Raw genomic sequence first — 22,504 nt, forward strand, 5'->3', positions numbered from 1 at the left:
ATGCGCCCCTTCCTATTTACAAATGTTTAATTTTATTATAAATTTTAAAGTAATTACATTTTTATGTCGTTTTATGTGATTATTTACCTAATAACATCAAATATTGGCGAACCATCTGTCAAGTGATATTCGAAAGCTTTGCCAATATGTCTGTTATCATCATCGACTTCAACTAAGATTAACTCACCTTCTGAACCACAACAAGATTCACCTTCTAATACTTCATATGTTTTTTTATTTAGCATTTCTATGAAGTCACCTTTTAGAATTTTCATAATATTCACCAACTTTCTATACTAGAGGAGGATTTTTTATTTATGAGTGATGATTTTGTAACTAAAAAAGAGTTAGTCCGGTTACTTGATAGAGTTTCAGAATTCGATCAGTTAGTGTTTGAATCATTTGATGGAGAAGAGTATTCTTTTGATGACTCTCCACTAAACATAACAGGTATACAACAACCTTTCGAACTACTCATCCCAAAAACTTACTGGACAAAAGAAGATTTCACAAAAACTCGTTCTCAAATTTCGATTGAAGGTATAACTAAAGATAAGAATGATAATAGGCAATTATTAATTAGACTAGACGAGGTCTCACAAGATTTTGAAACTACTTCAGATGCTATAGCTCAGTTATTTGAGCCTATGAAATTAAATAAGTACATGGCGCATTTATTAAGTGATGATACTACAGATCACTTTGAACACATCTTATATATTTTTGATTACTGGTTCAGAAAGTTAGATGCGGATCGAGAAATATTAATTCGTACTGTAAAAGAAGAAGGGAAATATATTGTTCGATGTTTTGCATCTACAGAATACAGACCAATTGATAATCATGCTTTGCTTTACATTACATGCCACGCATTGAATAAGCTTAATTTACAGTTTAACCTTCAAAGTTATTCCTTAAAACACTCTGAGATGAAATTAAACATATTTTCAGAGGATAAAATAGAAATCCCTGATGTTGGAACCCTAACATATGGTTTCACTGTACTTAACAGTGAAACTAAAGATAAAACTGTTGGTTTTCACCCTACTTTTGAATTAACAAATGAAGATAATTCTCAAACTTCATTAATTTTAGATAAGCCAATCTCTATTTATCATCGTGGTAAATCAGTAGAACCTATTATTGAAAAATTAGAAGAAATTCAAAATTTAAATGAACATTTAGAAACTGTTCTCGAAACCATTAAGATTGCAAAAAATGAAAAAGTAACTGATGAATTTGCCTACAAACTGACTCGCGAAATATCTATTATAGTAGGTAAAACAAAATACGAAAAGTTTGAAAAAGAATATCTAGATATAGCAAGACTGAACACTTATAATTTATTGCAGTTTTTTGGCAGATTACATGAACTAGATGTCGATGATGATGAAAAAGAATTTAAGCTAAGAGTGATTTTTTGGAAAGCTCTCAATAACCATATAAATAACGATGAATAGTTCTAATGGGCTGCTTAAAACTGCAGCCCATTTTATTACCCTTCACTATATAGTGGCAAACGTATGACAAAAAGAGCCCCTTTCGAGGCTCCCCTTAAGCTAATATATTATTGAGTTAATTCATATTCATTTACTTCAAATGTAAGTACATTATCATGAATAATGTAATCTGTTCTGTTTAAGAATGGTCCAACATTACCTGTCTTTTCTATGGCATATGCTACTGTTAAGTTGCCTTGGTACCAATTAACAAACTCCTCAACTTCACTCATTGTTACATCATATTCTTTTTCTTGTCCGTTTTCTAATACAATTACTAGGATTGCTCTATTGTTGTTTACGCTTGCTGATGCTTCTGGAGTTGCTGATGCTTCATTTGAGTTTCCGCTTTCTCCCGCTGCGTTTACTGCGGAAACAACATAATAATAAGTGGTTCCATTTATCACGTCTGTATCAAGATAAGATGTCTCAGATACACCTTCTGCTATGATGTCATATGGACCACCTTGTGTTGTTGATCTTTTTACTGTGTAACTGTCAGCACCTTCTACTAGATTCCATGATAGAGTTATTTGTGAATCGCCTGCTTCTGCTGTTAGGTTTAGTGGATAGCCTAATTTATCATTATAAATATAAGTAGCTGTAGAATTTAATAGAAATAACCTCTGATTAACATTTAATATTTCATAAAGTGTAACTATTGGAAGATCTGAATGAATACTCAATTTATTTGTTATTGTGTTAAACTCATATACATATTGAGAATCATTTGAATTTGTATTCCTTGTAATATATATTTTTTCAGCTAAAGAGGTTATATTATACTGATGTCTAAGTCCATCATCTTCAATGGGAGAATATATTTTCTCCCAAACATCTTGAGATACAATATATTCATATATTTCTCCTCCATCCCATACCATGAAAATCTTATTTTCAATCGTTACAGCTTCAAATAATTTCTCTCCTGATGGCATTCTATTAGAAAGTTTTGACCAAGTATCAGTCTCTGGATCATATAATTCTATTATATCAAGAACTGGTCCACTACCTGGTTGATCTGCAAAGCTCACTCCACCAAATGTGTATATCTTGCCTTCAAACACTACTGAAGCAAAATCATGCTTCTTTGTTGGCATGTTAGATTTAGGTATCCATGTATCTGTTTGGGGATCATATTCTTCAACAACATTCAATGAATGACCATCATCAGATTGCCCACCAAGAGCATAAATTTTATTATTTATAGTAACTGCAGAAAGGCTCTTTCTATTTGTTAACATTGGAGATTTAAATTCCCAGGTATTTGTTTCTGGATTGTAAACTTGAACTGTATTTTGTGAAATGTTATCAACTGACCCTCCAATAACATATATCATCCCATCTAAAACAGTTTTACCAAAAATATAATTTGATGATAATTTTGGCACTTTTTCCTTCCAAACTCCTTCTTCTGCTGCAAAAACAGGAACAGCAGATAACAACATCACCATAGCTAAAACAACTGACAATAAAACTTTAAATGATTTCTTCATCTTTCTACCACCTTATAGTAAATTATGTAATAATCTTTTGATAGAATAATATAGTATAACTGTAATGTCCATGAAATTAATGCATAATATGTGTATTTTCTGATGAACTAGATAATATTTTCTTTTTGATGTGTTTTATCCAAACAAAAAAAGAACGACTAGTATCAGCCGCCCTTTCTTTATATCTCATAATATAATAATATCATCTATTTCAATGATTATACTGCCAACTTTCTGCCAAGATTCTGCCAAAAACAAATTATAAATTATTTTTTTTCTAAAACTCCCGTTCTAAACTTTTCAGCAGCTGATATAAATAAATAGTCAAATTGTTCTTTTGTTAAAAGCCACTTTGAATCTAGAGCATTGAATATTTCTTCTTTAGTGTATCCACTGTTTATTAATTCATAAATTTCATCTTTTAATGAAACTGCTTTAAAATTACTAGTGTTCGTTGTTTTATATTGTCCAATATTTTCAATTGATCTTAATTTTTTATCTAGTGATCTTGTAGTGGTGAGAATTTCTGAAAGAATTTCATCATCACTTCTTTTCTCAACTATATTTTCTGATTCCGTATTATGTAATATTTCATGAAACCTATTTTCAAATTGACCCCAAAATGTATTAAATATGTTTTCTAGTATATTATCCGTTAATCGGTTCGTTTCTACTTCATTATTAATAGTTTTAACTAATCCTAATATGCCTTCTTTTGAAGGGAGAGTAGCGTTGAATTGAGATAGTGGGCTTTCAATATCTTTAACTTCCAGATCTATTAATAAAGGAATAACTCTATTTGATGTCAATCCCTTTAGTAATGCCCCTGCCTCAAACAAAATCCATGGTTTATTTTTATTATCATTAGTAACACAAATTATTCCTACTGCGGTATCCTTTAGTTCATCATTTATTTCATTAAACCATATACTCCCTTTATCAATATCTTTGCTGGACATCCATGGATTAGTGGCTTGAATCACACATGGTAACCATTCATATAGAAAAGCAGCTACTTCTCTACTTCTTTCACCTGACCAACTAATAAAAACTTTCAAATAATCCCCACCTTTTACAGTTTTAATCTTTTCATTTATATTACCATATTATTGATATACTCTTTTCCAATTACCCATATCTTATATTGTGTTGAATTCACACAACCACTGTAATCCTTACAATATATAGCGATAAAACATTTCCTTAAAATGAGTTACACATGCACATAATGAAGGGAACTAGAGAGAAGACAAAGAAAAAAGCCTACCCATGATACAAGGTAAGCTTATATTTTGAAGTCTTTAATGGCTTTGTTCATCGCATCTTGATCTATACCGATATACCGTAACGTAAACGCTGGATCACTGTGGTTTAATATTTTCTGTAATAGAGCCACATCTCCTGTTTGTTTATACAAATGATAGCCAAATGTTTTTCGTAACGTATGGGTACCGATATCATCTAAACTTACATATTCAGCAGCACTTCTTAAAATCTTATATGCCATGCTTCTACCAATCGGTTTATTAATACCCTCTCTGCTTTGAAACAAATATTCATGATCTTCTTTCCCTTCAATATATTGTTTAAATTCACGCTGCAGTTGTGGAGTCATATCAATACGTTTTTTCTTTCCTGTTTTTACTTCAATGATGTTAAAGTATTTTCTTTTTGCATCAGATACTCTTAAAGGTAGGATATCTGATATTCTCAGTCCTGAGTTTATACCTGTCACAAACAACATATAGTTTCGTTCACTTTGATTCTTTAAATGTCGTTTGATTTCAAATATACAATCTAGATCACGTATAGGCTGTACAAAGTTCATCCAGCTTTCACCTCTGATTCATACACAGCAATACCTAACGCATTAGCTATATTTATAATGGCTTCTTTCTTTTCTCTATAGAAGGTTCGAGAACTCATATCTAGTTCAAGAGCTACAGCACAATCCTTAGTTCTTTCTTTTTGCATATAGCATTGAATTAGAATGGCTCGATGTTCACCATTTAAACGATTTACAGCACTTTCAATAGATTTCATAAAAAGATTTCGCTCTACATTATAAATAGCCGCATCTTCAGTAGTAGAATGAAATTCGTTCGTTTGACTTGGTGGTGTTAATGAATAAGTGGTTGTGATCTTTGGTAACTTATCATTAGGTACTGTAAACAATAATCTTCTATACTTTTCAAATGCATCTTCAACAACCTTCTTTGTATCTTCAACAGCAATTTTAGGTAAATCAAATGTAACTTGATTCCATTCCACAACCCACACCCCTTAATTGTTTTTCACCCTAAAATAAAAAGAACACTAGTCATATAAAATATGATCCAGTGTCCTTTGGTTTTTCCATTTGGACTTTTTATATTTTTTCTATATTTGTTGTTTTTACTAGTTTGACCTTGCCAGCTTGCCAAGTAATTATTTGTTCTCTATAGCCTGTTTTTGGGGGTTTTACTTCGGTTAGTTCTCCACCTTTACTGATATAAACTTGACTTTGATTTGATTCAGTTTCAATTATGTTTATTTTAGGTTCTTTATCATTCAAATGATTCACACCCTCTCTAAAACACTTCTAGTTGCAACTTTTTCTTTCGTTCATTTATATATTTGGACTTAGCTTCTTTTGGATTTATTGGGTATACAGGGCGTGCTAAGAATGAGATTGAGATGTCTACATGTTCAAGGTTTATTTTTGTATACTCCATTATCTTATAATTCTCACCTTTGAACTCAAAAATGTTACCCAACATCAGTTCTTTTATTCTTTTAGAATCATCATATTTTCGTCTCATTACAAATTCTAGTTGATATGAAGGTTTATAAACCTTTCTCTTAAAATCATTTCTTTGTATATTTTGGCAAATATACGATACCTCTAAAACACTCTCATACAATAGTTCAAAGTTTTCAATTCCTATGATTAAATAAGTTGTGCTTCTATGTTCAAATGTATCACCTATTTTTTTAGGCTGTTTAAATAATCGAAATTTAAATGTAAAACTATTTATAATATCATCTTTCAAAAGTACCTCACTTCCTTTTTACAAGCTCCCCTATATCTTCACCATAAGACTTTAATACTTGCAATTTTCTAGTTGTAACTTGAATTCAGGCTTTTGTTCAATATCGTTAACAAGCATGTTCAAATGGTTCCTCAATAAAAGTAAGTTCGTTTCTTCCTTATTTCTATATTCATTTATTTGAATAACTATTGTCTCCAACCAATCTTTATAGAGCAATCTCTTTCACTCCTTCCATCAAGGCTTAAGGTTTCGCAATTATCCGAATCATATAACGTCACTCTATCTTCATGTCCTTCTGCTGTAGGTATCCACTTATAATCCATAATTGACCAGTATCTAGGTGGAGCTTGTCCATCATTTCCTTGTGTTTTTAAGTCATTCTGTAAATCTTTCAAGAATCTGATATCATCTTTTACTGTATCACCCAACCTCTTTCACTCCTTCCAAAGCTTCCAACAAGCGAAAAGCATCAGTCTCAGTTCCCTTAAACTCTCTAACTCTTTCCTTTAATTCATCATCTATTGGACCCCATAAAACGAACTTGCCTTGTTCATAGTTATCTGCATATCCTCCGTTAAAAGCTAAAGCGATTGTACAAAAATATTCTTCGTCTGCTACATTGTCTATTTCCTTATCTGTTACACCTACATCATTTAATAATTTTCGGTTTTCTTCGTTGTTTTCTACTAAGATATAACCGTCAATCATACACTCCTCATAAACTTCAAAACTATTTAACACGTCTAATACTGCTTGTTTATCCTCTTTTGTTAACTGTTTCATTGTTTCACTCCTTCCAACAACTCAGGATTTTGATATATGTTTCCTATGACAATAGAGTTAGTTTCCATATATAACGGTTTTCTTGATTTATTCCTACCATCATCAACGATCACTCTAAATTCCCCATACTCGTAAATAACTTCATATTTTATACTTTCTTTTTCTTTTGTTAGTGGGTTATGAAACCTATATTCCAATATATCCCCCTCATAAATCTCAACATCGTTACAATCCTTTAGTCCTGTGTATTGTCCTACTGTCTTAGGATTAACAGGCAAATTATAACCCTCTTCATCTTTGATGAAATGAACCTCTTTCTTATTCCCTACTTCTTTTCCTGTCCAATCATAATCTCTTGTGTTTAGATACAGGTAACTACCGTAAAAGAATCCCTTGTTATCAAGCCTTTTTCCTCTAAACTTTAACTCTCTCAATTTACACCCTCCTAAATACTGTGACATTCAAAATCTGATATTTCCCAAGCATCGTAATTAATCTCACCATAATTATGTTCAATCCAGTTTTGTAGTATATCGTCGTAATCTGGATTGTTCGGTAAGTTGACATCCCAATTAACTTTAACTCGTATTGGATCATGATTTTTAAGTACAACGAAGTATTTTTTCATGTTCTTACCCTCCTATTAATTAAAACTCATATACTAACTAGCTCTCCATGGAATCAGATGTTTAATATTTGAGTACCGAATCCGTTCATCGTATGTTATTTCTTGATAATAATAAGTCCTTGTTTCAAGCATTACACTTTCATAATGCAGTACACATAATGGTACTAGAGCCCATGTTGTGCAAGCTTTTTGATTGCAATTATGGTACTGACATTTCATTTTTTTCACCTACTTCAATGATTTTGTTCAAATACCACCGAGCTTTCAACAAATCTTCTTGTCCTCCCTTTTTCTCATGCCTAGAGCAATATTTTATGACGTTTCCTAAACAAAACCCTTTGAATTGTTCATCTGTCAATTTTGCTTTCATAAAATCTATAGTCTCAATTCCTCCTGCGATATAATGTTCTGGATTATTAATAGGATCATTCGATTTTTCCTTTATCACGATTCATCCCCCCTGTTAATGCTTCTCTTACTATCAAACCCATTCGGATATCTCTTTTCAAGCTTTGATATATTCCCTTTTGCTATGTCCTCCATTGATATTCCTAACGCTTCTGCTCCTGCTGCAACATACCAAAGAACATCCCCAAATTCCTTTATGATCTTGTCTTTCTGTAGTTCGTGACCTTGAAAAATATGTTTCTTTAGCTGGTCCGCAACTTCTCCACTTTCACCGCATAGTCCTAATGCTGCATTTAAAAGTAATTGATCTGAGTCTAACCCTGCTGCAGTTCTCATTGCTTTGTACTGATATTCGTTTAAATCCATTTTATTTACCCCTCTCGACTAATTTCTAATATCAAGCCTTTAAGCTTTCCAATCACAAATTCTTCTCTTGCTTTTCTATCTACTCGATTTACAGACATACTTCTATAAACTGCTTGTATTCTATGGTCAAGCCTTTCTAAATCATCTTTCAGTAGATATTGCCATGACTCCCATTCTTGCTCCATGGTTCGTTGCTTTTCTATAACTCCCAACTTCATCACTCTGCCAATCGGTAATTTAAACTTAAATCTCCTGTTAACAACACTGTGTAATCCTTACACATTTCATATATCCTTGATCCGAGTCCCATATCAATTTCACAAATCTCCTCTATGTCTTTTTCAGATGAAATCAATATTGGTTTATTATTAAGATATCGATAATTTATAATTGCAAATAATTGTTCTAATTGGAATTCTGTCGGAGTTTTACGTCCTTTAAATAGATCATCGATGTACAAGACATCAACCTTTTGCATGTAATTAACCTTTTGTTCAAGTAGATCAAAATCATCTTTTAAATCATTGAATGTTTCCACCCATGGGAAGTAAGAACAGCTTGTCCCTTTCTTAATAAGAGCGTTAGAAATTGCCATAAGTAAGTGCGTTTTTCCGACTCCTGGTACTCCCAACAGAGCCATGCTATTTTTACGGTCATTTCGTATCTCAGCAAAGTTATTAAAGTAATGTTTAGCTGCATAATGTGCATCACGTACAATCTGTGGTCTGTTTTCCAACTTAAAGTTATCAAAGGACTTTCTAGCAAATTCAGGAGTAATTTTACTAGACTTTATCAACCGTTCAGCCTGCCTTTCCACCAGACATTCACAATCTTTCCATACCTCGATTCCCTCTGCATTACGAATTATAAACCCTTCTTCATCCCTGCAATTCATACATTTATGCTTTTTTTCTATCCTTTGCGAGCCATCCTGTTTTTCCGCCTGTAATACTCTTAAGTGTTGGATTTTTTTTAGGAGGTTCGGCATTGCTTCGCTTAGTGCTTGCATTTGATGATCCATCTTCCTTTCTTGCTTCATATTCTTGTTCTACAATGTAATCTTCGTAAGCCTTACTGTTGCTAATAAAAGTACTTAGATGCTTTATAAACTTTTGTTCTGTTTCATTTCGTTCACATTCTTTTGCGTAATTTCTACATGCAGTAATTAAGTCATCTGGATTCACTTTTTCTTTTAGGCGAGTATTCCAATTTTTGAATGCTTGCTTCTTTCCAATTTTTCGTGGGTATAATTTATAAAAAATTTCAAATGCTTCAGAGTATACATTTTTATTATTCTTTTCATTCTTAACATTCTTTACATTCTTGTTTGTGGTCAACTGTTGGTCACTTGTTGGACAGTTGTTGGTCAACTGTTGGTCACTTTGATGGTCAATTTCACTTTCCGAATTCTGATATACACCATAATTCACAACGGTAACAATGCTATATTTGTTGGTCACTTTGATGGTCAACATTTGCCACCTTTCTAAATTTTTCAAGTATCTACTCCAACTTTTCTCGGACAGCTTCTTTTCAGGCTTAACCCCGCTATTTAACTCCTCAGATAATATTTTTCTACCAGTTACAAATTGTCCAACTTCTAACTTAATCATTTGATTTCCAACTAATTGATCGTGTTCTTTATGACTTGCCTTGAATAAACAATACATAAATAATTTTAAGTAATTCGGATCACTCCATATAATGTTTTCAGATATTTTACGGTGTAACTTAATCCAGCCTTGCATCATAGAACCCCCTCCTATGCGCCTTTTTGAATCGTTCTAAGGGTATTAGTAATCCTGTTTACCAATCTCATTTCTTGTACCGTATCACGCTCTATGAACCAATTATCTGGATTTAATCTGTATTCTTTTATCAATATCTTTTGACGTCTATTAGGACGTTTACCATGTTTCATTGAATTATTCTCCTCTCAAATATTCTTTCAATTAGTTTGAATCCTTTTTGTAACATCCATTCAATCAACTCTCTATGATAAAAATTGATAATCCAACACATTAAATAAACCTTATTCAACATAATCCATTCTCCAATCTTATGAAACTAATCTCTCAATCTTATGTTTCGCCCATCGAATACGATCAGAATAATAATGAGCTGCATTTGTATCACCAAAATATTCTGCTTCAGTTTTTAAAGTCTCTGCTCTTTTCATTTCAATTTTCCATATTTGCAGTTCTATATCTTGTTTCATAATTTTAATTTTCTCCTAATTTTGTTATAATAAATTTATAGTTATTTTTATGTGTTGTTTAAAGCGTGACTGTTGCGAGCAGTTGCGCTTTTCTTATTCTTACTAAGTTATTCAATGCAATTAATCTAGCGTTCTTTTTAGTTGAATTATTCAAAATATAATGCCAAGCTTCATACTGATGCATTTAAGCACACTCCTTTCTTTTTATCGCTCCCCATTCCGAATCAATTCTTTCCTTCTTTTACTTACCTCTACTAGATCAATTCCAAACTCCTCTGCATATGAACCCTTCATAACGTGGATCACTTCTTCAACATCCTCAATTTCCATTAATAAATCTGTAACAAGCTCCTTTTTCTTAAGAGGGTTCATTCTGGACAACGTTAACGCCTCCAATTTTGTGTATAGTTCTTTCATTTCTATTAGGAGTCTTTCTTTTAATGCACTTGAATGTAAGTCAACATCTTCACCATATGTGTCAAATAAGTTTGAAATATAACCCCCTGTACGTTCGTTCGCTATTTCGATTGCCATTTTGAATGACATTCTTGCAACGATTGGTTCACGATCCTCTGGAAGCTTTCTTTTCTCTGTGTCAATCATTGCTACAGCACTTCGTGACATATTAAGTCTGACTGCTACTTCTTTTTGAGGCATATTTAACCTCTTAGATAAACTCATTGCCATAAAATCAAATCTCCTTTCGTGACTTTCTTAAAATTTATTATTAAATATGTGACTTTGAACTATCTTTCAAGTCACTGAAATTAGAGTTATTATTTAGTTACAAAGTTTATTCCCACCCACTACCTTGTTAATAGGTTCACCTTTTTTTGATAATGCATTACAAGAACTGCTTGTCCAGCGGAAGAAAAGTTTTTATACCTTTTCTCCCTTTTCGATTTTTTCATTGATAACAGCCCAAGTAGCTAGGCGTAAATCTTCGAGAACTTTCTTTTCTTCTTCTTGAGTCTTAGCGCAACTGTCATCACAAATATATACTGTTGTTTTTCCATACTTTAATGTTTTAACAATGTTACCTTTGTGGTTGAAATGACCAGGTCCGTACATAACAGCATCACCTCTTACATTATGTGTATGCTGTTGATCTGGGTGGACTGCCATGGTTTTTCACCTCCTACGCAGATTGTTTTTTCGTTTCAATAGTATGATTTTTTTGTACATTTTTTGTAAATAAAAAACCTACATCTTTTTCTAATATTTCTCCTATACGAATTGCTACAGATAATGGAGGACTTGAGTAACCATTTTCCCAATTTGCTACAGACTGTTTTCCTTTATAACCTAACAAAATAGCTAGTACTTCTTGTGTAAAGCCTTTTTCTTTTCTTGCTGTAGTCAACCGCTTATTTTTCATTAATTATCACCACCTTTATTAAGTATGAATAACTTGTACTTAGTAATCATATTATAATGTACAAGTTTCTTGTATGTCAACACAAAATAACAAATATCTTGTACTATTATTACAAAGTAGTACCAAAACATGTACAATGTTCTTGTACAATGAATTAAATTTGGAATTAGAAAGGGAAGTTTTTATGTTATCTGATCGTTTAAAACAAGCTAGGAAGGAACTTAAACTAACTCAAGAAGAATTAGCCAAAAAAGTTAACACTACAAAAGGTACAATCAGTAATTATGAAAATGGATATAGTACACCTTCAAACGAAATGTTAACATTACTTGCGGATATACTAAATGTAACTACTGACTTCCTTTTAGGTCGTAATTCACAGGCTGTAAACGAGGGGAAAAGTAATATAAATGCACAAACACACATTAAAGATAAGGTTAAAGAGAGTTTACTTAGTGAATTTGATAAATTGTCAGAAGAAGATCAAAAGTACATTGTAGAATTAATTAAAAAGATAAAAAAGTAAAACTCTCACATGTTCTACAAGAGCAGTCTCATTAATTCTATTATGATCTCTAATTTTTTTTTATTATCGTTATCGATACTTTTTATTACAAGTTTAACTTCATTTTCTGTTGCTCCATTAATAAATTCATCAAAAACTTCCCTCATATTTTAACACCATCCTTTATTATATATTGAAACTGCGTCTTACTTCCTCTTCACACAAAAAACGAACGTTTGTTCTACATATTTATTGTAGTGTAAACAATTTCGTTTTAGTAGTAAATTTTTTCCTCTTTCCAGTATTTATATGAAATAGCTTTTAGCAGGACAAGTTGCTTTTCGCTTTTTTTTTGGAAGCTTTTATATATTACCATTAAATTGAATATTTGTTTAAGCATGTCACATTACCAGCAAACGGGGGGACTGTTGGTAAGCCATATTTACAAAGTCCTTATTGTTTATTGTTTCATCGTATAATAAGTTTCTTAAACATTTTTAAAAACTTTATCATCTTTTTTTCGAATGATAGTATGTTTATATGTTTACCACTATTCTACTATGTGTTGCTAAAAAACAGTTTCTTAAATTTTTCAGCAATATATTAACAATATATACAAAAAAAACCTCTCCTTGTTAAGGAAAGGTTTTTTAATATTTTTTACCAGCCTCCGTCACCTACACTTAATAAAGTAACGATCTCACTGATTTCAGGTGTGATTGCCAATGTAAAGGCAAGAAAAGCGAAAGATTTGAATAATTTTTTCATGATTTTAACCCTCTTTCTCTAAATAGTTTTTCAACTTCTTCATAGTCTTAAAAGTTTCCGTTTCTTTATTTGTATCATGGATATTCGTAATTATCCATAAACATTCTTTTTCGTTTTCGATTAAGTCAATCATAGAGTAACGTTTTGCTGCTTCTAAGCAATAATTTATGCCTTCTTCTATTCTATCAGTTTGGATGAAATATTTTCCTTTGAGTTTAAAATAACGACCGATTTCTGCCTTTTTAAATGGAGTAACGCATGGAATAGACAATAATTTCTCTTCTAACTTGAAAAGATTTTCAATTGCTGGTAGATTATTTGTTTTAAAAAATAAATCTATTAATTGGTTCACTGCATGGATCAAAGCAAAATCTCCACATTGTGGCAGGGTATCCTCTAGGATGGAAATGGCAAGTTTATGTTCACCAGTTGCAGCATATAGTTCTGCTTCGTTTAACTTTACATTGTCTTTCACTTCTGGGAGTAAGAATTTCTTATATCGATCTAAATAAGCTTTTGATTCTTCATAATTACTTAAAAAAAAGTAGCCATTAGATAAGACATAAATGGTGTTTGCAAGCGTTCTAGTATCAGAAATTGTTTCATTCAATGCTTTTAAGCCCATCTCCACACTCTCCTCAAACTGATTTGTGTAGAAAGCATGAACTTGTAACTTATAGTAAAATTCGCCTCGTTCTTCACTTGTAAGGAAGTCATTGAAAAATAAATTAGCTTTACCGGATCCATACGTGGAACGAAGTTTGGTAAAATCGTCTCGTTCAATGAGATAAATTCCCAATAAACTTTTGGCAATATAAGGCATCATTCCATGTGATTTTGAAAAGCCCGTAATCGCATTATATAGGGCTAGTCTGATAGAAGTACAGTTTATACCTTCTATCTTGTTAAAAAGCATCTCAACAGATTCTAGTGTGTTCTGATTAGGAGATTCAAGTGCTTTTGTCGCAACTTTAACGATGATAGATATATTTTTTTTCTCATTAATTAAGGTGTCCAAAATAGAAAATAAAACAATTACATTATCTATACTTTCTATGTATTTTTCTATCATTTTTTCATTAGGGATATCTAGCACGGAACATATTTTTAATATGTTTTCAAAATTTGGCCGTTTAACTTGACCTGCTTCAACCCTTGATAGATTTCCTTTGTCTACATCAGCCGCTTCCGCTAATTGTATTAATGTCATACCTAATTTTTCACGTTTTTCTCGAATCAGTTCCCCCAAAGATAGTCGTTTTTCAACAGTTTCCATGAATAAAGTACCTCTCAATCTAAAGGTTGAAGAAAACGCTTCCCTCATCCTTAATTTTCCGACGAATGTAATGAAAAAATACAAAATTAAATTTGCTATATTATTGAATTCGTTCAACGTATAAAATACTTCCAAAACATGATGAAGGTTAAGTTTTGATGAGATTAAATTACAATTTCTAGGTTATCATAACACCTATTTTTAGCTGATGTAGGTATAAAAAAAGGGGAGAAAGTTGATTATGCTATCATACAAAATGGTGAACCTGTCATTTTAATTGAAGCTAAATCAATTCAAGAGCCACTCGATAAACATGATTCACAGCTATTCAGATATTTCGGAACTACAAAAGCAAAATTCGCTATACTAACTAATGGTATTCAATATAAGTTTTACACAGACCTTGAAAAACAGAATATGATGGATACTATACCTTTCTTGGAATTGAACTTACTTGATATTAGAGAAAATCAAATCACACAACTATATAAGTTCAGTAAAGACAACTTCGATATTGAAAATATATTAACAACTGCCTCGGAATTAAAATATACTAATGAAATCATTAATTTTCTAAAAGTTCAATGGGATAATCCTTCAGAAGATTTTATTACTTTTATTCTAGCTAATGTATACACAGGAAAAAAAACCAAACAAGTAATTGAAAAATTTAGTGTTTTAGTTAAAAAATCTTTAAACCAATTTGTCAATGATATGCTTAATGATAAACTCCAAGCTGCCATTTCAAACACAAATTCAGAAATTGAAAAAGAACAAGAAGTAGCGAGTACTAAAGAACAAGACACTGTAGAAGAAGCTCAAGTTGTTACAACAGAAGAAGAGATTGAAGGATATGCTACAGTTAAAATAATAGTTAGCGATCAAGTAGATCCAGATAGAATCTTTTACAGAGATAACTTAAGTTACTGTAATGTATTATTAGATGATAATATTAGAAAATGGATATGTAGATTAGGCTTCAATGGTTCAAATAAATATATACAGTTTAATGACGAGGACAAAACAAATGTATATATTGAGAACTTATCTGATATTTTGAACCATAAAGAACGCTTAAAAAATGTAGTTAAAAAATTTATATAGTATATGTGTGTATCAACTATTACTTTTCCGTATAAAGTATATAATATGAAAGACCACAGATACGGGAATATCTGCGTTCAGTGTACAAAAGGTTTGCCTAAAGCAAGTCGACTCATAAAGAGTACTGTAAACCGCCTCCGTTCAGAGACAAGGGCGGTTTACTTCTTTTTATGGAAAGCTAAAGACTAACGTTGCGAATGATATCATCTGTGAGGTTTTTATATTTTTTTGTTATAATTATGTTTATAATGCTTCTAAACTAGGAGGTCTGTGATGGATCGAGTTTGTATATATCTTAGAAAATCACGTGCTGATCTTGATGCTGAAGCTCGTGGAGAAGGTGAAACGCTAGCTAAACATAAAAAAGCACTTCTACAACACGCTAAGTTAAATAAATTAAATATAGTCCAAATTCGTGAAGAAATCGTTTCTGGTGAGTCTCTTCTACACAGACCTGAAATGCAGGAGTTACTTAGAGAAGTGGAATCTAAAAAGTATAATGCTGTCCTTGTAATGGATGTAGATCGACTTGGTCGTGGTAATATGCAAGAACAAGGATTGATTTTAGAAACTTTTAGATCATCAAATACAAAAATTATTACACCTAGAAAAGTATATGATTTGAACGATGAATTTGATGAAGAGTACAGCGAATTTGAAGCATTCATGGCTCGAAAGGAATTAAAAATAATCACTAGACGTTTACAAGGTGGACGTGTTCGTTCAGTAGAAGAAGGAAATTATATAGGGACTCGCCCCCCATATGGATATCAAATTGAAAAGAAAGATAACGAGAGATATCTAATACCTCATCCCGAACAAGCACCAGTAGTTAAAATGATTTTTGAAATGTATACAAAAGATAACTTAGGATCTAACAAAATCGCAAATGAACTAAATCTAAAAGGATATAAAACATATACTAATGTTCAATGGAGAGGCTATGCAGTTCTAAATGTTTTAAAAAATGCAGTTTATGCAGGTCGAATTCAATGGAAAAAGAAAGAACAAAAGAAATCAAATGAAGTTGGAAAGAGAAGAGACACCAGAACTAGACCAGTTGAAGAGTGGATAGATGTTGAAGGAAAACATGAACCTCTGATATCCATGGAAACATATCAAAGAGCACAAGAAATACTGAAAACAAAGTATCACGTACCATATCAATTAGAGAATGGTATCACTAATCCACTTGCTGGATTAATCAAATGTGATATGTGTGGATCTTCCATGATCCTACGACCATACACAAATCAACTCCCACATTTAATGTGCTATAATCGCTTTTGTAAAAATAAAAGTAGCCGTTTTGCTTATGTTGAAACTGGATTACTTAATGCATTAGAAGAATGGCTAGAATCTTTAAAAATTGAATTGGGTAACAATCCAGACAATTCACATTCTAATGACAAAATCAAGTTTATAGAAACATCTTTACAAAACATGCAACGAGAATTAATTGAAATTGAAAAGCAAAAAGAAAAATTACATGACCTTTTAGAAAGAGGAATATATGATGAAGAAACTTTTATTAACCGTTCAAGAAATCTTTCTGAACGTTATGAAACAATTCAATCTTCAATAGTTAATTCTGAGCAGGATTTAAAAAATGAGTTGAAACGGAATAAAAATCAGTTAGAGATTATTCCTTCAGTAGAACAAGCGTTATGGTCTTACAAAGACACTGAAGACCCCAAAAAAAAGAACGCAACCATAAAATCAATATTAGATTACGCAATTTATCGAAAAGAAAAAACACAGAGAAATGATGACTTTGATTTGAAGATAAAACCTAGAATTAACCCTCACAGATAACCTGTGGGGGTTAATTCATTACCTTCTTTGTCCGTTCCAATTGGATCTTGGAGAGAAACATCCTTTCTTGTTTTCTTTAAAGAACGAAGATGCATTAGAATTTCGATTCTAATGTCAATAGAGGAGTTTGTCAACTTCTCTATTTTTTTAAAAGGAATCATGAACGTACTGAATTGGTGTACTTATTAATTATTCTATTCGTATATCTTAACGCTTGTTCGGAAGGTTCTTCTCGAGCGTAACAGTTACCATTAAATCCCCCAATTTTATTACATTCTTCATTGTTGTGTTGTTTTACTTCACATACCACATAAATCAATTTCATTCAATTCTTTCGTTCTTTATGATCTTCGATATATTTACGATCTATTCCAATCGATTGTTCCATCTAAGCAGAGTAAACATTTGTCAGTAAGGTGGCAAGATTACGCAAAAAAAATCGTAAATCGTTAGACAAACGCTTTCTTGTTTTTGGATAAAAATCCATATATAGAACTTCCGTTATGGAGCTCTTTTTATTTCCACTGACTCAAATAATTAGAAATCTTTTTTTTCATATTGGAGAGGCTTTATTTCATTAATAAAATAATTAGCTATAATGTGTTCAGCATCTATATGAAAAAGCTGGACTTCAATTGATTTTTTATCTTTTATAATAGAATAAAACTCATCGTAGTTAGTTTTATCTAGTTCTACCGATATACTATCACCGCAAATTAAAGGTTCACCAGCCTCTAATGTGTAAGGTTCTAAACCAACATCTTGTTGGATATTAGATTCTTCACGTTCCAAAATATTTGAAAGTCGATCATCATGGAATATATATTTCATATAAAATGGACCTAAAGCTTCATTCGTATTATTTTTAATTTTACAAGCAATGGAGAATAAGTATTCAGTCTCAAGATCACTAATCATGATATACATTCTATCCTCTACAAACTCAACTGCTTGCTTTTGATTATTTGATTGTGTTGCACCACATCCAGTTAACCCAATTAATATAGATATAAATAACAATATAGATAGTCTAGTATTCTTCATGGTTACTCCTTAACACATTATATTTTATTTGAACGTGAGACTACAATCTTAACATCATTTATAATAACAATATTCAAAGTTTATCTTCGTTTTAGTTTAATATTTCTATCCTTTAAATTATGATTTTTAATTTCTATTGTTGTTAATTCTGCATAAGGACGTGGATAGTGGTTTCTTATAACCATATTTTATTTTGCATAACTTCCCAATTTTCTGTCAAAAAAATAATAAAAAATAACATAATTATGCGTATATACTTAAAAAAAGTTTCACAAAGGATTCCTTTATGAAACTTTTTTGATTATATCACAATATAACATACAAGCGTTTATCGTTAGACCAACGCTTTCGCTCTTCAAAATGTTTGTTTATGGGCTAACCACTGACTATCATAGTTGGTGGATTTTTTTATTTTAAAATAATTTACCAAATTTTTTTTTTAAAGTATAATTAAGGAAGTGGTTTGAGAGGGGCTGTATAATGAGAAAAATAATTTTCACCTTTGTATTTGCCATAATAATCATCTCATCAGTAAGTTGTACTAACAATTTTGACCCAGATAATGAAACTTTATTTTTTAAATCAATAGGATGGTCAGAAACAGATACAAAAAAAATATTTGCGTTAGTTCTTTATCCAAATCAAGAATTGGGTGTAAAAGATATACCTGGAATTAGTTCAATAACTCCATATAATGATTATAACCGTATTAATGAAGAACTTTATGAATTTAAGACGGTTTTGAGTAACAATAATAGAACATCCTCATTCTTTTTATCTGCCGATGATATTGGTCTACCTTCAAAAATAAATATTGAGGATACTTATACTTTTGTTTTTATAACCGACAAACAAGAAGAAATTAATATTAATAAATACAAATTAACATTTAATCAAGAGTTTGACGGAATTTCAGAAATTACATTAGAGTAAGTTAATATTAAAATAGAGAGAGCCTATTTGATGAAAGGCTCTCTCTATTTTTTATTATCTTGCTGTTAAGTTATTTTTAGAACCAAAGTTATATATTTTGTATTCATCATAAGCATCTCCAAATGTATATTCCCATTTATTAGAGTTTGATGAACTAGAAGTAACTGAGAGTGAAACAGAATATCCATAAGCACTTACTCCTGCTTGGTTAGTAAATGTATTACTTCTTGTTTGTTCTTCAGTGTAAGATGTATGTGAATCATATGTTGGACCCGAAACACTATCAAAATCTCTTCCATTTGCATAGATGTAATTACCGTAATGTGCTCCTCCTATATGCTCATAAACACCGACACGAGTATATTCTTCTGGTCCGCCATTGTTTCCAGATATTTTTCCATAAACTTTTTTAGAAAATTTATACTCTGTTTCTAATGCTCGACCTGGAGAAGATTTAGTTGAACCAGTCTTCGGTCCCCAACCTGTTGTGCCTTTCAAACTTTTAGATACACTTCCAGAAACCTCTACTCCTAAACCACTAGCAGCAAATTTTGTTTGAAAACTTACACCAGATGCACTACTGAATGTAAACTTAGCAGTAACTCCTTTTATAAAATGTAACTCTGCTATTCTAATATCATCATTGTAATATGTCGTACTTTTGACTCTGTAGACATCACCCACACCACAAATAATGCATAAAGCAGAAACCACATCTCCTTTTTTAGACTTTTTAAGTTGAGTAGTTTCATTCTTATTTTTAAATAAGTTAAAATCTAATTCTCCAAGTAAACTTCCTTCTTTATTATATTCAAGCATATGGGTTACTTGATCAGGATGAATCTCATTCTTTTTGTTTATGTAAAATTGAGTAAATTCATAAAATCCAGTGTAGTCACTAGTACTTAAAATTATTGTGTAATCAACACTGTAAAAAGGTTCGTTTTTATTTGCCTCTTTTAATTCTTTAGAAGGTTTTAATTTAATTCCATTTAAATCTTTTAAACTCTCTACTGTTTTAACAAGGACTTGTTTATCCGTTTGAGAGTCAAATATCTGCAATTGAATGAGACTATTATCTTCAATTAATTTATTCTCAACCTCAGAAATGTTGATTAAATTATCATTTTTAGAAGCTGATTCTTCTTTTATGCTTTTATTCTTTTTTACTTTAAATTTGAGATTTTTCTCACCTTTTTCTAGCTCTCGAATAATCTCATCTTTTTCTTCCTTACTAATTTCAATTTTTTTGCTAGTAACTTTAACTTCATCTTCTTGACTAGCATTAATATCACTTGAAATACTAATGCCAACAACACCAAAAATAAATGTAAAAACAAGTATTAAAACTGATGCCTTTCTTAAAATCGTCATAAATTTAAATTCCTCCTATTATTGCTAGATTTTCTTTAACATAAATAAATAAAAACTAAATCTTTTATACCTCCTCCACTAAAGTAAAATTTTAGATACATATACCAAATGCTCTGAAATTTTTTTGTTTGTTAATTTAATTGTGTTTCATAATTCAACGTTTAGTTTTTTGATTATTTTGTATAAGTATCTGTACAGATAAATAATAGTATAATTTGCATATTTTATTTATTATTAAAATAATTTAACAAATAAGTTATATAATTTCTTTTTTCTATTAATTATAATTTTATTGATAATTATCTACTTGGAACGTTTACTAGCAAATACTGAAAAAGTCATCTTTATTTTTCAGCTTTATATATTGCACAAAAAGTTTAAACAGGTATAATAAAAATATGAAATCATTGGAAAATATTGATTATTATTGAAAAATAAACCTCATAATTAGTTGTCAATTAAATATGTCAGAAAGGGTGTATAAAAGTGATGGTTACCGGCACGAAGTATTCATCTTTGGGGGAACTCATTCGACATCATCGGAAACAAGCAGAAATGACATTAGTACAATTAGAGGAATTAACCAACGTAGATAAAGCGAGCATATCTAGAATCGAATCGGGACAAATTAGACGCCCATCCTTGGACACAATTCAGAAAATTAACTCTATATTAAACATTCCATATGAAGAATTAATTGAACAATATATAAAGGTAGAAGATAGAGCAGATATATTATTCAATGTTCTTCATGAGTTAGTAGAAGGAAAGAACCTTTATATTATTACCAAAGTTGCTATGAAAGCACTTCAATATCCTGTAGAGGACAGCTTGGACTTGGTAGAGAAGCTTTATGATATAATAGAAAACATTGAGGAACCTTCTATCAGGGTAGCCCTCTATCAAGCGATTATTGTATACTCTCGTGCACATGGTATCATGCCTTATCTTGCCAAAGGTATGTTGCAAGCTTATCTTATTGAACGTGATGATTTCTCTAAACTTCGATCTACATATGAATCAGGGAAAGGTATTTTGCTTTATGAAGAATTTCTGACAAGTGAAGAACAAGGGGTGATGTATTATAAATTGTCCGTTCATGCTTACAACTTGTGTTTATTTGAAGAGAGCATAGAGTTTGGTAAAAAGGCACTGGATGCAAAGATTCGTGATAGAATGCGGGTAAGCACTTTAATTACTTTATCCAATAGTTACTATAATTTAGGTGATTATAAACAGACAAAAGAGTATTTTTCTCAATATAAGGAGTTCTCATTTCCAGAAGTGGAGGGTAGATCAAAGTTAACCGAAGCAAACTTACACTCATTGCTTGGGGAATATCAGTTAGCTATTTCAATATTACAAGAAAACTTATCACAATATGGAGATGACTCATTACTGCATGCAGTGAACCAATTAATTAAACTATATTTACAAATGCATAAATTATTGGATGTAAAAGAACTTCTAAAATTAGAAGAGAGACTTTTATCCATCCCATGTGTCACTCCGTTTAAAAAGGCTGAATTAGCCCTCTATTATAAACTAAAAGGAGACTATTATGTCTTATTAAAAAGAGTACGAGAAGGGGCAAAATGTTATTTGGAGGCGGCAACACGATACGCTAAGGTTGACCTTATCTCCAAAGAAAGTGAATGCTTACGACAAATTATGAATATACATAAGGATAATAAAGAAGATATAGATTTTTCAATTTTTGGGAATCTAGAAAATTATTATGATGATAAAGTTAAGAAAGGAGATTATTTATGAACATAAAAAAATTAAAACTCTTAAAGATTTTAATTGGTGTAACACTATTAGCTTTAGAGCCAGGAACTGTAGGTATATTATTTGACCCCGAACCAGATTGGTAG

Annotated in this window: 32 protein-coding genes; 6 read left to right on the forward strand and 26 right to left on the reverse strand. The window is 31.2% G+C overall.

Annotation, left to right across the window (positions count from 1 at the left end):
* Positions 1 to 83 precede the first annotated feature (83 nt).
* On the reverse strand, positions 84 to 275 hold the full coding sequence (locus tag VQL36_RS14505; protein WP_349250009.1) for a hypothetical protein: 192 nt from the start codon (positions 273 to 275) through the stop codon (positions 84 to 86).
* 42 nt (positions 276 to 317) lie between these two features.
* Here VQL36_RS14505 and VQL36_RS14510 point away from each other — a divergent pair, with 42 nt between their 5' ends.
* Positions 318 to 1,460 carry a hypothetical protein gene (locus VQL36_RS14510; protein ID WP_349250010.1) on the forward strand — a complete coding sequence of 381 codons (1,143 nt, stop codon included), beginning with the start codon at positions 318 to 320 and terminating at the stop codon, positions 1,458 to 1,460.
* Positions 1,461 to 1,567: 107 nt separating this feature from the next.
* On the opposite strand, the gene VQL36_RS14515 is transcribed toward VQL36_RS14510, so the two are convergent.
* The 21 genes from VQL36_RS14515 to VQL36_RS14615 form a co-directional block, all read right to left on the reverse strand.
* The gene (locus tag VQL36_RS14515) at positions 1,568 to 2,995 is read right to left on the reverse strand and encodes a kelch repeat-containing protein (RefSeq protein WP_349250011.1); all 1,428 of its coding nucleotides are present in this window, start codon (positions 2,993 to 2,995) and stop codon (positions 1,568 to 1,570) included.
* A gap of 266 nt (positions 2,996 to 3,261) precedes the next feature.
* The gene (locus VQL36_RS14520; RefSeq protein ID WP_349250012.1) at positions 3,262 to 4,053 is read right to left on the reverse strand and encodes a TIR domain-containing protein; all 792 of its coding nucleotides are present in this window, start codon (positions 4,051 to 4,053) and stop codon (positions 3,262 to 3,264) included.
* A gap of 227 nt (positions 4,054 to 4,280) precedes the next feature.
* Positions 4,281 to 4,823, reverse strand: a complete 543-nt coding sequence (locus VQL36_RS14525) for a site-specific integrase (protein ID WP_349250013.1) — start codon at positions 4,821 to 4,823, stop codon at positions 4,281 to 4,283.
* Entirely contained in the window at positions 4,820 to 5,266 is a 447-nt protein-coding gene (locus tag VQL36_RS14530; protein ID WP_349250014.1) for an ArpU family phage packaging/lysis transcriptional regulator, read from the reverse strand. Before VQL36_RS14530 ends, VQL36_RS14525 begins: the two co-directional genes overlap by 4 nt.
* A 97-nt stretch (positions 5,267 to 5,363) precedes the next feature.
* Positions 5,364 to 5,549, reverse strand: a complete 186-nt coding sequence (locus VQL36_RS14535) for a DUF3954 domain-containing protein (RefSeq protein ID WP_413789519.1) — start codon at positions 5,547 to 5,549, stop codon at positions 5,364 to 5,366.
* Positions 5,550 to 5,565: 16 nt separating this feature from the next.
* Positions 5,566 to 6,027 carry a hypothetical protein gene (locus VQL36_RS14540; RefSeq protein WP_349250015.1) on the reverse strand — a complete coding sequence of 154 codons (462 nt, stop codon included), beginning with the start codon at positions 6,025 to 6,027 and terminating at the stop codon, positions 5,566 to 5,568.
* A gap of 185 nt (positions 6,028 to 6,212) precedes the next feature.
* On the reverse strand, positions 6,213 to 6,455 hold the full coding sequence (locus VQL36_RS14545; RefSeq protein ID WP_349250016.1) for a hypothetical protein: 243 nt from the start codon (positions 6,453 to 6,455) through the stop codon (positions 6,213 to 6,215).
* Entirely contained in the window at positions 6,448 to 6,810 is a 363-nt protein-coding gene (locus tag VQL36_RS14550; protein ID WP_349250017.1) for a hypothetical protein, read from the reverse strand. The genes VQL36_RS14545 and VQL36_RS14550 overlap by 8 nt, the downstream gene beginning before the upstream one ends.
* A complete protein-coding gene (locus VQL36_RS14555) occupies positions 6,807 to 7,244 on the reverse strand; it encodes a YopX family protein (protein WP_349250018.1) in 438 nt (145 codons plus the stop codon). Before VQL36_RS14555 ends, VQL36_RS14550 begins: the two co-directional genes overlap by 4 nt.
* A gap of 11 nt (positions 7,245 to 7,255) precedes the next feature.
* Positions 7,256 to 7,438, reverse strand: a complete 183-nt coding sequence (locus tag VQL36_RS14560; RefSeq protein ID WP_349250019.1) for a hypothetical protein — start codon at positions 7,436 to 7,438, stop codon at positions 7,256 to 7,258.
* Between the two features lie 199 nt (positions 7,439 to 7,637).
* Positions 7,638 to 7,886 carry a DUF3310 domain-containing protein gene (locus tag VQL36_RS14565; RefSeq protein WP_349250020.1) on the reverse strand — a complete coding sequence of 83 codons (249 nt, stop codon included), beginning with the start codon at positions 7,884 to 7,886 and terminating at the stop codon, positions 7,638 to 7,640.
* Positions 7,883 to 8,212 (reverse strand): nucleoside triphosphate pyrophosphohydrolase family protein, encoded by a 330-nt coding sequence (locus tag VQL36_RS14570; protein WP_349250021.1) that lies wholly within the window; start codon positions 8,210 to 8,212, stop codon positions 7,883 to 7,885. The genes VQL36_RS14565 and VQL36_RS14570 overlap by 4 nt, the downstream gene beginning before the upstream one ends.
* Before the next feature lie 5 nt (positions 8,213 to 8,217).
* Positions 8,218 to 8,430, reverse strand: a complete 213-nt coding sequence (locus tag VQL36_RS14575) for a hypothetical protein (protein WP_349250022.1) — start codon at positions 8,428 to 8,430, stop codon at positions 8,218 to 8,220.
* Positions 8,430 to 9,107 (reverse strand): ATP-binding protein, encoded by a 678-nt coding sequence (locus VQL36_RS14580; protein WP_349250023.1) that lies wholly within the window; start codon positions 9,105 to 9,107, stop codon positions 8,430 to 8,432. Before VQL36_RS14580 ends, VQL36_RS14575 begins: the two co-directional genes overlap by 1 nt.
* Before the next feature lie 4 nt (positions 9,108 to 9,111).
* Complete coding sequence (locus VQL36_RS14585) at positions 9,112 to 9,963, reverse strand: hypothetical protein (RefSeq protein ID WP_349250024.1); 852 nt, start codon at positions 9,961 to 9,963, stop codon at positions 9,112 to 9,114.
* 11 nt (positions 9,964 to 9,974) lie between these two features.
* On the reverse strand, positions 9,975 to 10,133 hold the full coding sequence (locus tag VQL36_RS14590; protein ID WP_349250025.1) for a DUF6906 family protein: 159 nt from the start codon (positions 10,131 to 10,133) through the stop codon (positions 9,975 to 9,977).
* Positions 10,134 to 10,271: 138 nt separating this feature from the next.
* Complete coding sequence (locus VQL36_RS14595; RefSeq protein WP_349250026.1) at positions 10,272 to 10,430, reverse strand: hypothetical protein; 159 nt, start codon at positions 10,428 to 10,430, stop codon at positions 10,272 to 10,274.
* A gap of 58 nt (positions 10,431 to 10,488) precedes the next feature.
* Positions 10,489 to 10,614, reverse strand: coding sequence for a hypothetical protein (locus tag VQL36_RS14600; RefSeq protein ID WP_349250027.1), 126 nt, complete (start codon positions 10,612 to 10,614; stop codon positions 10,489 to 10,491).
* 20 nt (positions 10,615 to 10,634) lie between these two features.
* Positions 10,635 to 11,117, reverse strand: coding sequence for a hypothetical protein (locus VQL36_RS14605; RefSeq protein WP_349250028.1), 483 nt, complete (start codon positions 11,115 to 11,117; stop codon positions 10,635 to 10,637).
* A gap of 192 nt (positions 11,118 to 11,309) precedes the next feature.
* A complete protein-coding gene (locus VQL36_RS14610) occupies positions 11,310 to 11,555 on the reverse strand; it encodes a hypothetical protein (RefSeq protein WP_349250029.1) in 246 nt (81 codons plus the stop codon).
* Between the two features lie 13 nt (positions 11,556 to 11,568).
* A complete protein-coding gene (locus VQL36_RS14615) occupies positions 11,569 to 11,808 on the reverse strand; it encodes a helix-turn-helix transcriptional regulator (protein WP_349250030.1) in 240 nt (79 codons plus the stop codon).
* A gap of 184 nt (positions 11,809 to 11,992) precedes the next feature.
* On the opposite strand from VQL36_RS14615, the gene VQL36_RS14620 reads away from it, so the two are divergent.
* A complete protein-coding gene (locus VQL36_RS14620; RefSeq protein WP_349251186.1) occupies positions 11,993 to 12,334 on the forward strand; it encodes a helix-turn-helix transcriptional regulator in 342 nt (113 codons plus the stop codon).
* A 14-nt stretch (positions 12,335 to 12,348) separates the two neighbouring features.
* Here VQL36_RS14620 and VQL36_RS14625 read toward each other — a convergent pair whose 3' ends face one another.
* Both VQL36_RS14625 and VQL36_RS14630 read right to left on the reverse strand, forming a co-directional pair.
* The gene (locus VQL36_RS14625) at positions 12,349 to 12,480 is read right to left on the reverse strand and encodes a hypothetical protein (RefSeq protein WP_349250031.1); all 132 of its coding nucleotides are present in this window, start codon (positions 12,478 to 12,480) and stop codon (positions 12,349 to 12,351) included.
* A gap of 605 nt (positions 12,481 to 13,085) precedes the next feature.
* Positions 13,086 to 14,357 (reverse strand): helix-turn-helix transcriptional regulator, encoded by a 1,272-nt coding sequence (locus tag VQL36_RS14630; RefSeq protein ID WP_349250032.1) that lies wholly within the window; start codon positions 14,355 to 14,357, stop codon positions 13,086 to 13,088.
* Positions 14,358 to 14,573: 216 nt separating this feature from the next.
* Here VQL36_RS14630 and VQL36_RS14640 point away from each other — a divergent pair, with 216 nt between their 5' ends.
* Complete coding sequence (locus VQL36_RS14640; RefSeq protein ID WP_413789574.1) at positions 14,574 to 15,461, forward strand: type I restriction endonuclease; 888 nt, start codon at positions 14,574 to 14,576, stop codon at positions 15,459 to 15,461.
* A 273-nt stretch (positions 15,462 to 15,734) separates the two neighbouring features.
* Complete coding sequence (locus VQL36_RS14645) at positions 15,735 to 17,276, forward strand: recombinase family protein (protein WP_349250034.1); 1,542 nt, start codon at positions 15,735 to 15,737, stop codon at positions 17,274 to 17,276.
* 537 nt (positions 17,277 to 17,813) lie between these two features.
* On the opposite strand, the gene VQL36_RS14650 is transcribed toward VQL36_RS14645, so the two are convergent.
* Entirely contained in the window at positions 17,814 to 18,320 is a 507-nt protein-coding gene (locus VQL36_RS14650) for a hypothetical protein (protein ID WP_349250035.1), read from the reverse strand.
* 480 nt (positions 18,321 to 18,800) lie between these two features.
* Here VQL36_RS14650 and VQL36_RS14655 point away from each other — a divergent pair, with 480 nt between their 5' ends.
* Positions 18,801 to 19,253, forward strand: coding sequence for a hypothetical protein (locus tag VQL36_RS14655; RefSeq protein ID WP_349250036.1), 453 nt, complete (start codon positions 18,801 to 18,803; stop codon positions 19,251 to 19,253).
* Between the two features lie 54 nt (positions 19,254 to 19,307).
* On the opposite strand, the gene VQL36_RS14660 is transcribed toward VQL36_RS14655, so the two are convergent.
* Entirely contained in the window at positions 19,308 to 20,627 is a 1,320-nt protein-coding gene (locus VQL36_RS14660; RefSeq protein WP_349250037.1) for a hypothetical protein, read from the reverse strand.
* A gap of 489 nt (positions 20,628 to 21,116) precedes the next feature.
* Here VQL36_RS14660 and VQL36_RS14665 point away from each other — a divergent pair, with 489 nt between their 5' ends.
* Positions 21,117 to 22,400: a helix-turn-helix transcriptional regulator gene (locus tag VQL36_RS14665; protein ID WP_349250038.1), complete on the forward strand. Its 1,284-nt coding sequence runs from the start codon at positions 21,117 to 21,119 to the stop codon at positions 22,398 to 22,400.
* Positions 22,401 to 22,504: the final 104 nt, after the last annotated feature.

The organism is Chengkuizengella sp. SCS-71B, from assembly GCF_040100845.1.
Lineage (GTDB): Bacteria > Bacillota > Bacilli > Paenibacillales > KCTC-33759 > Chengkuizengella.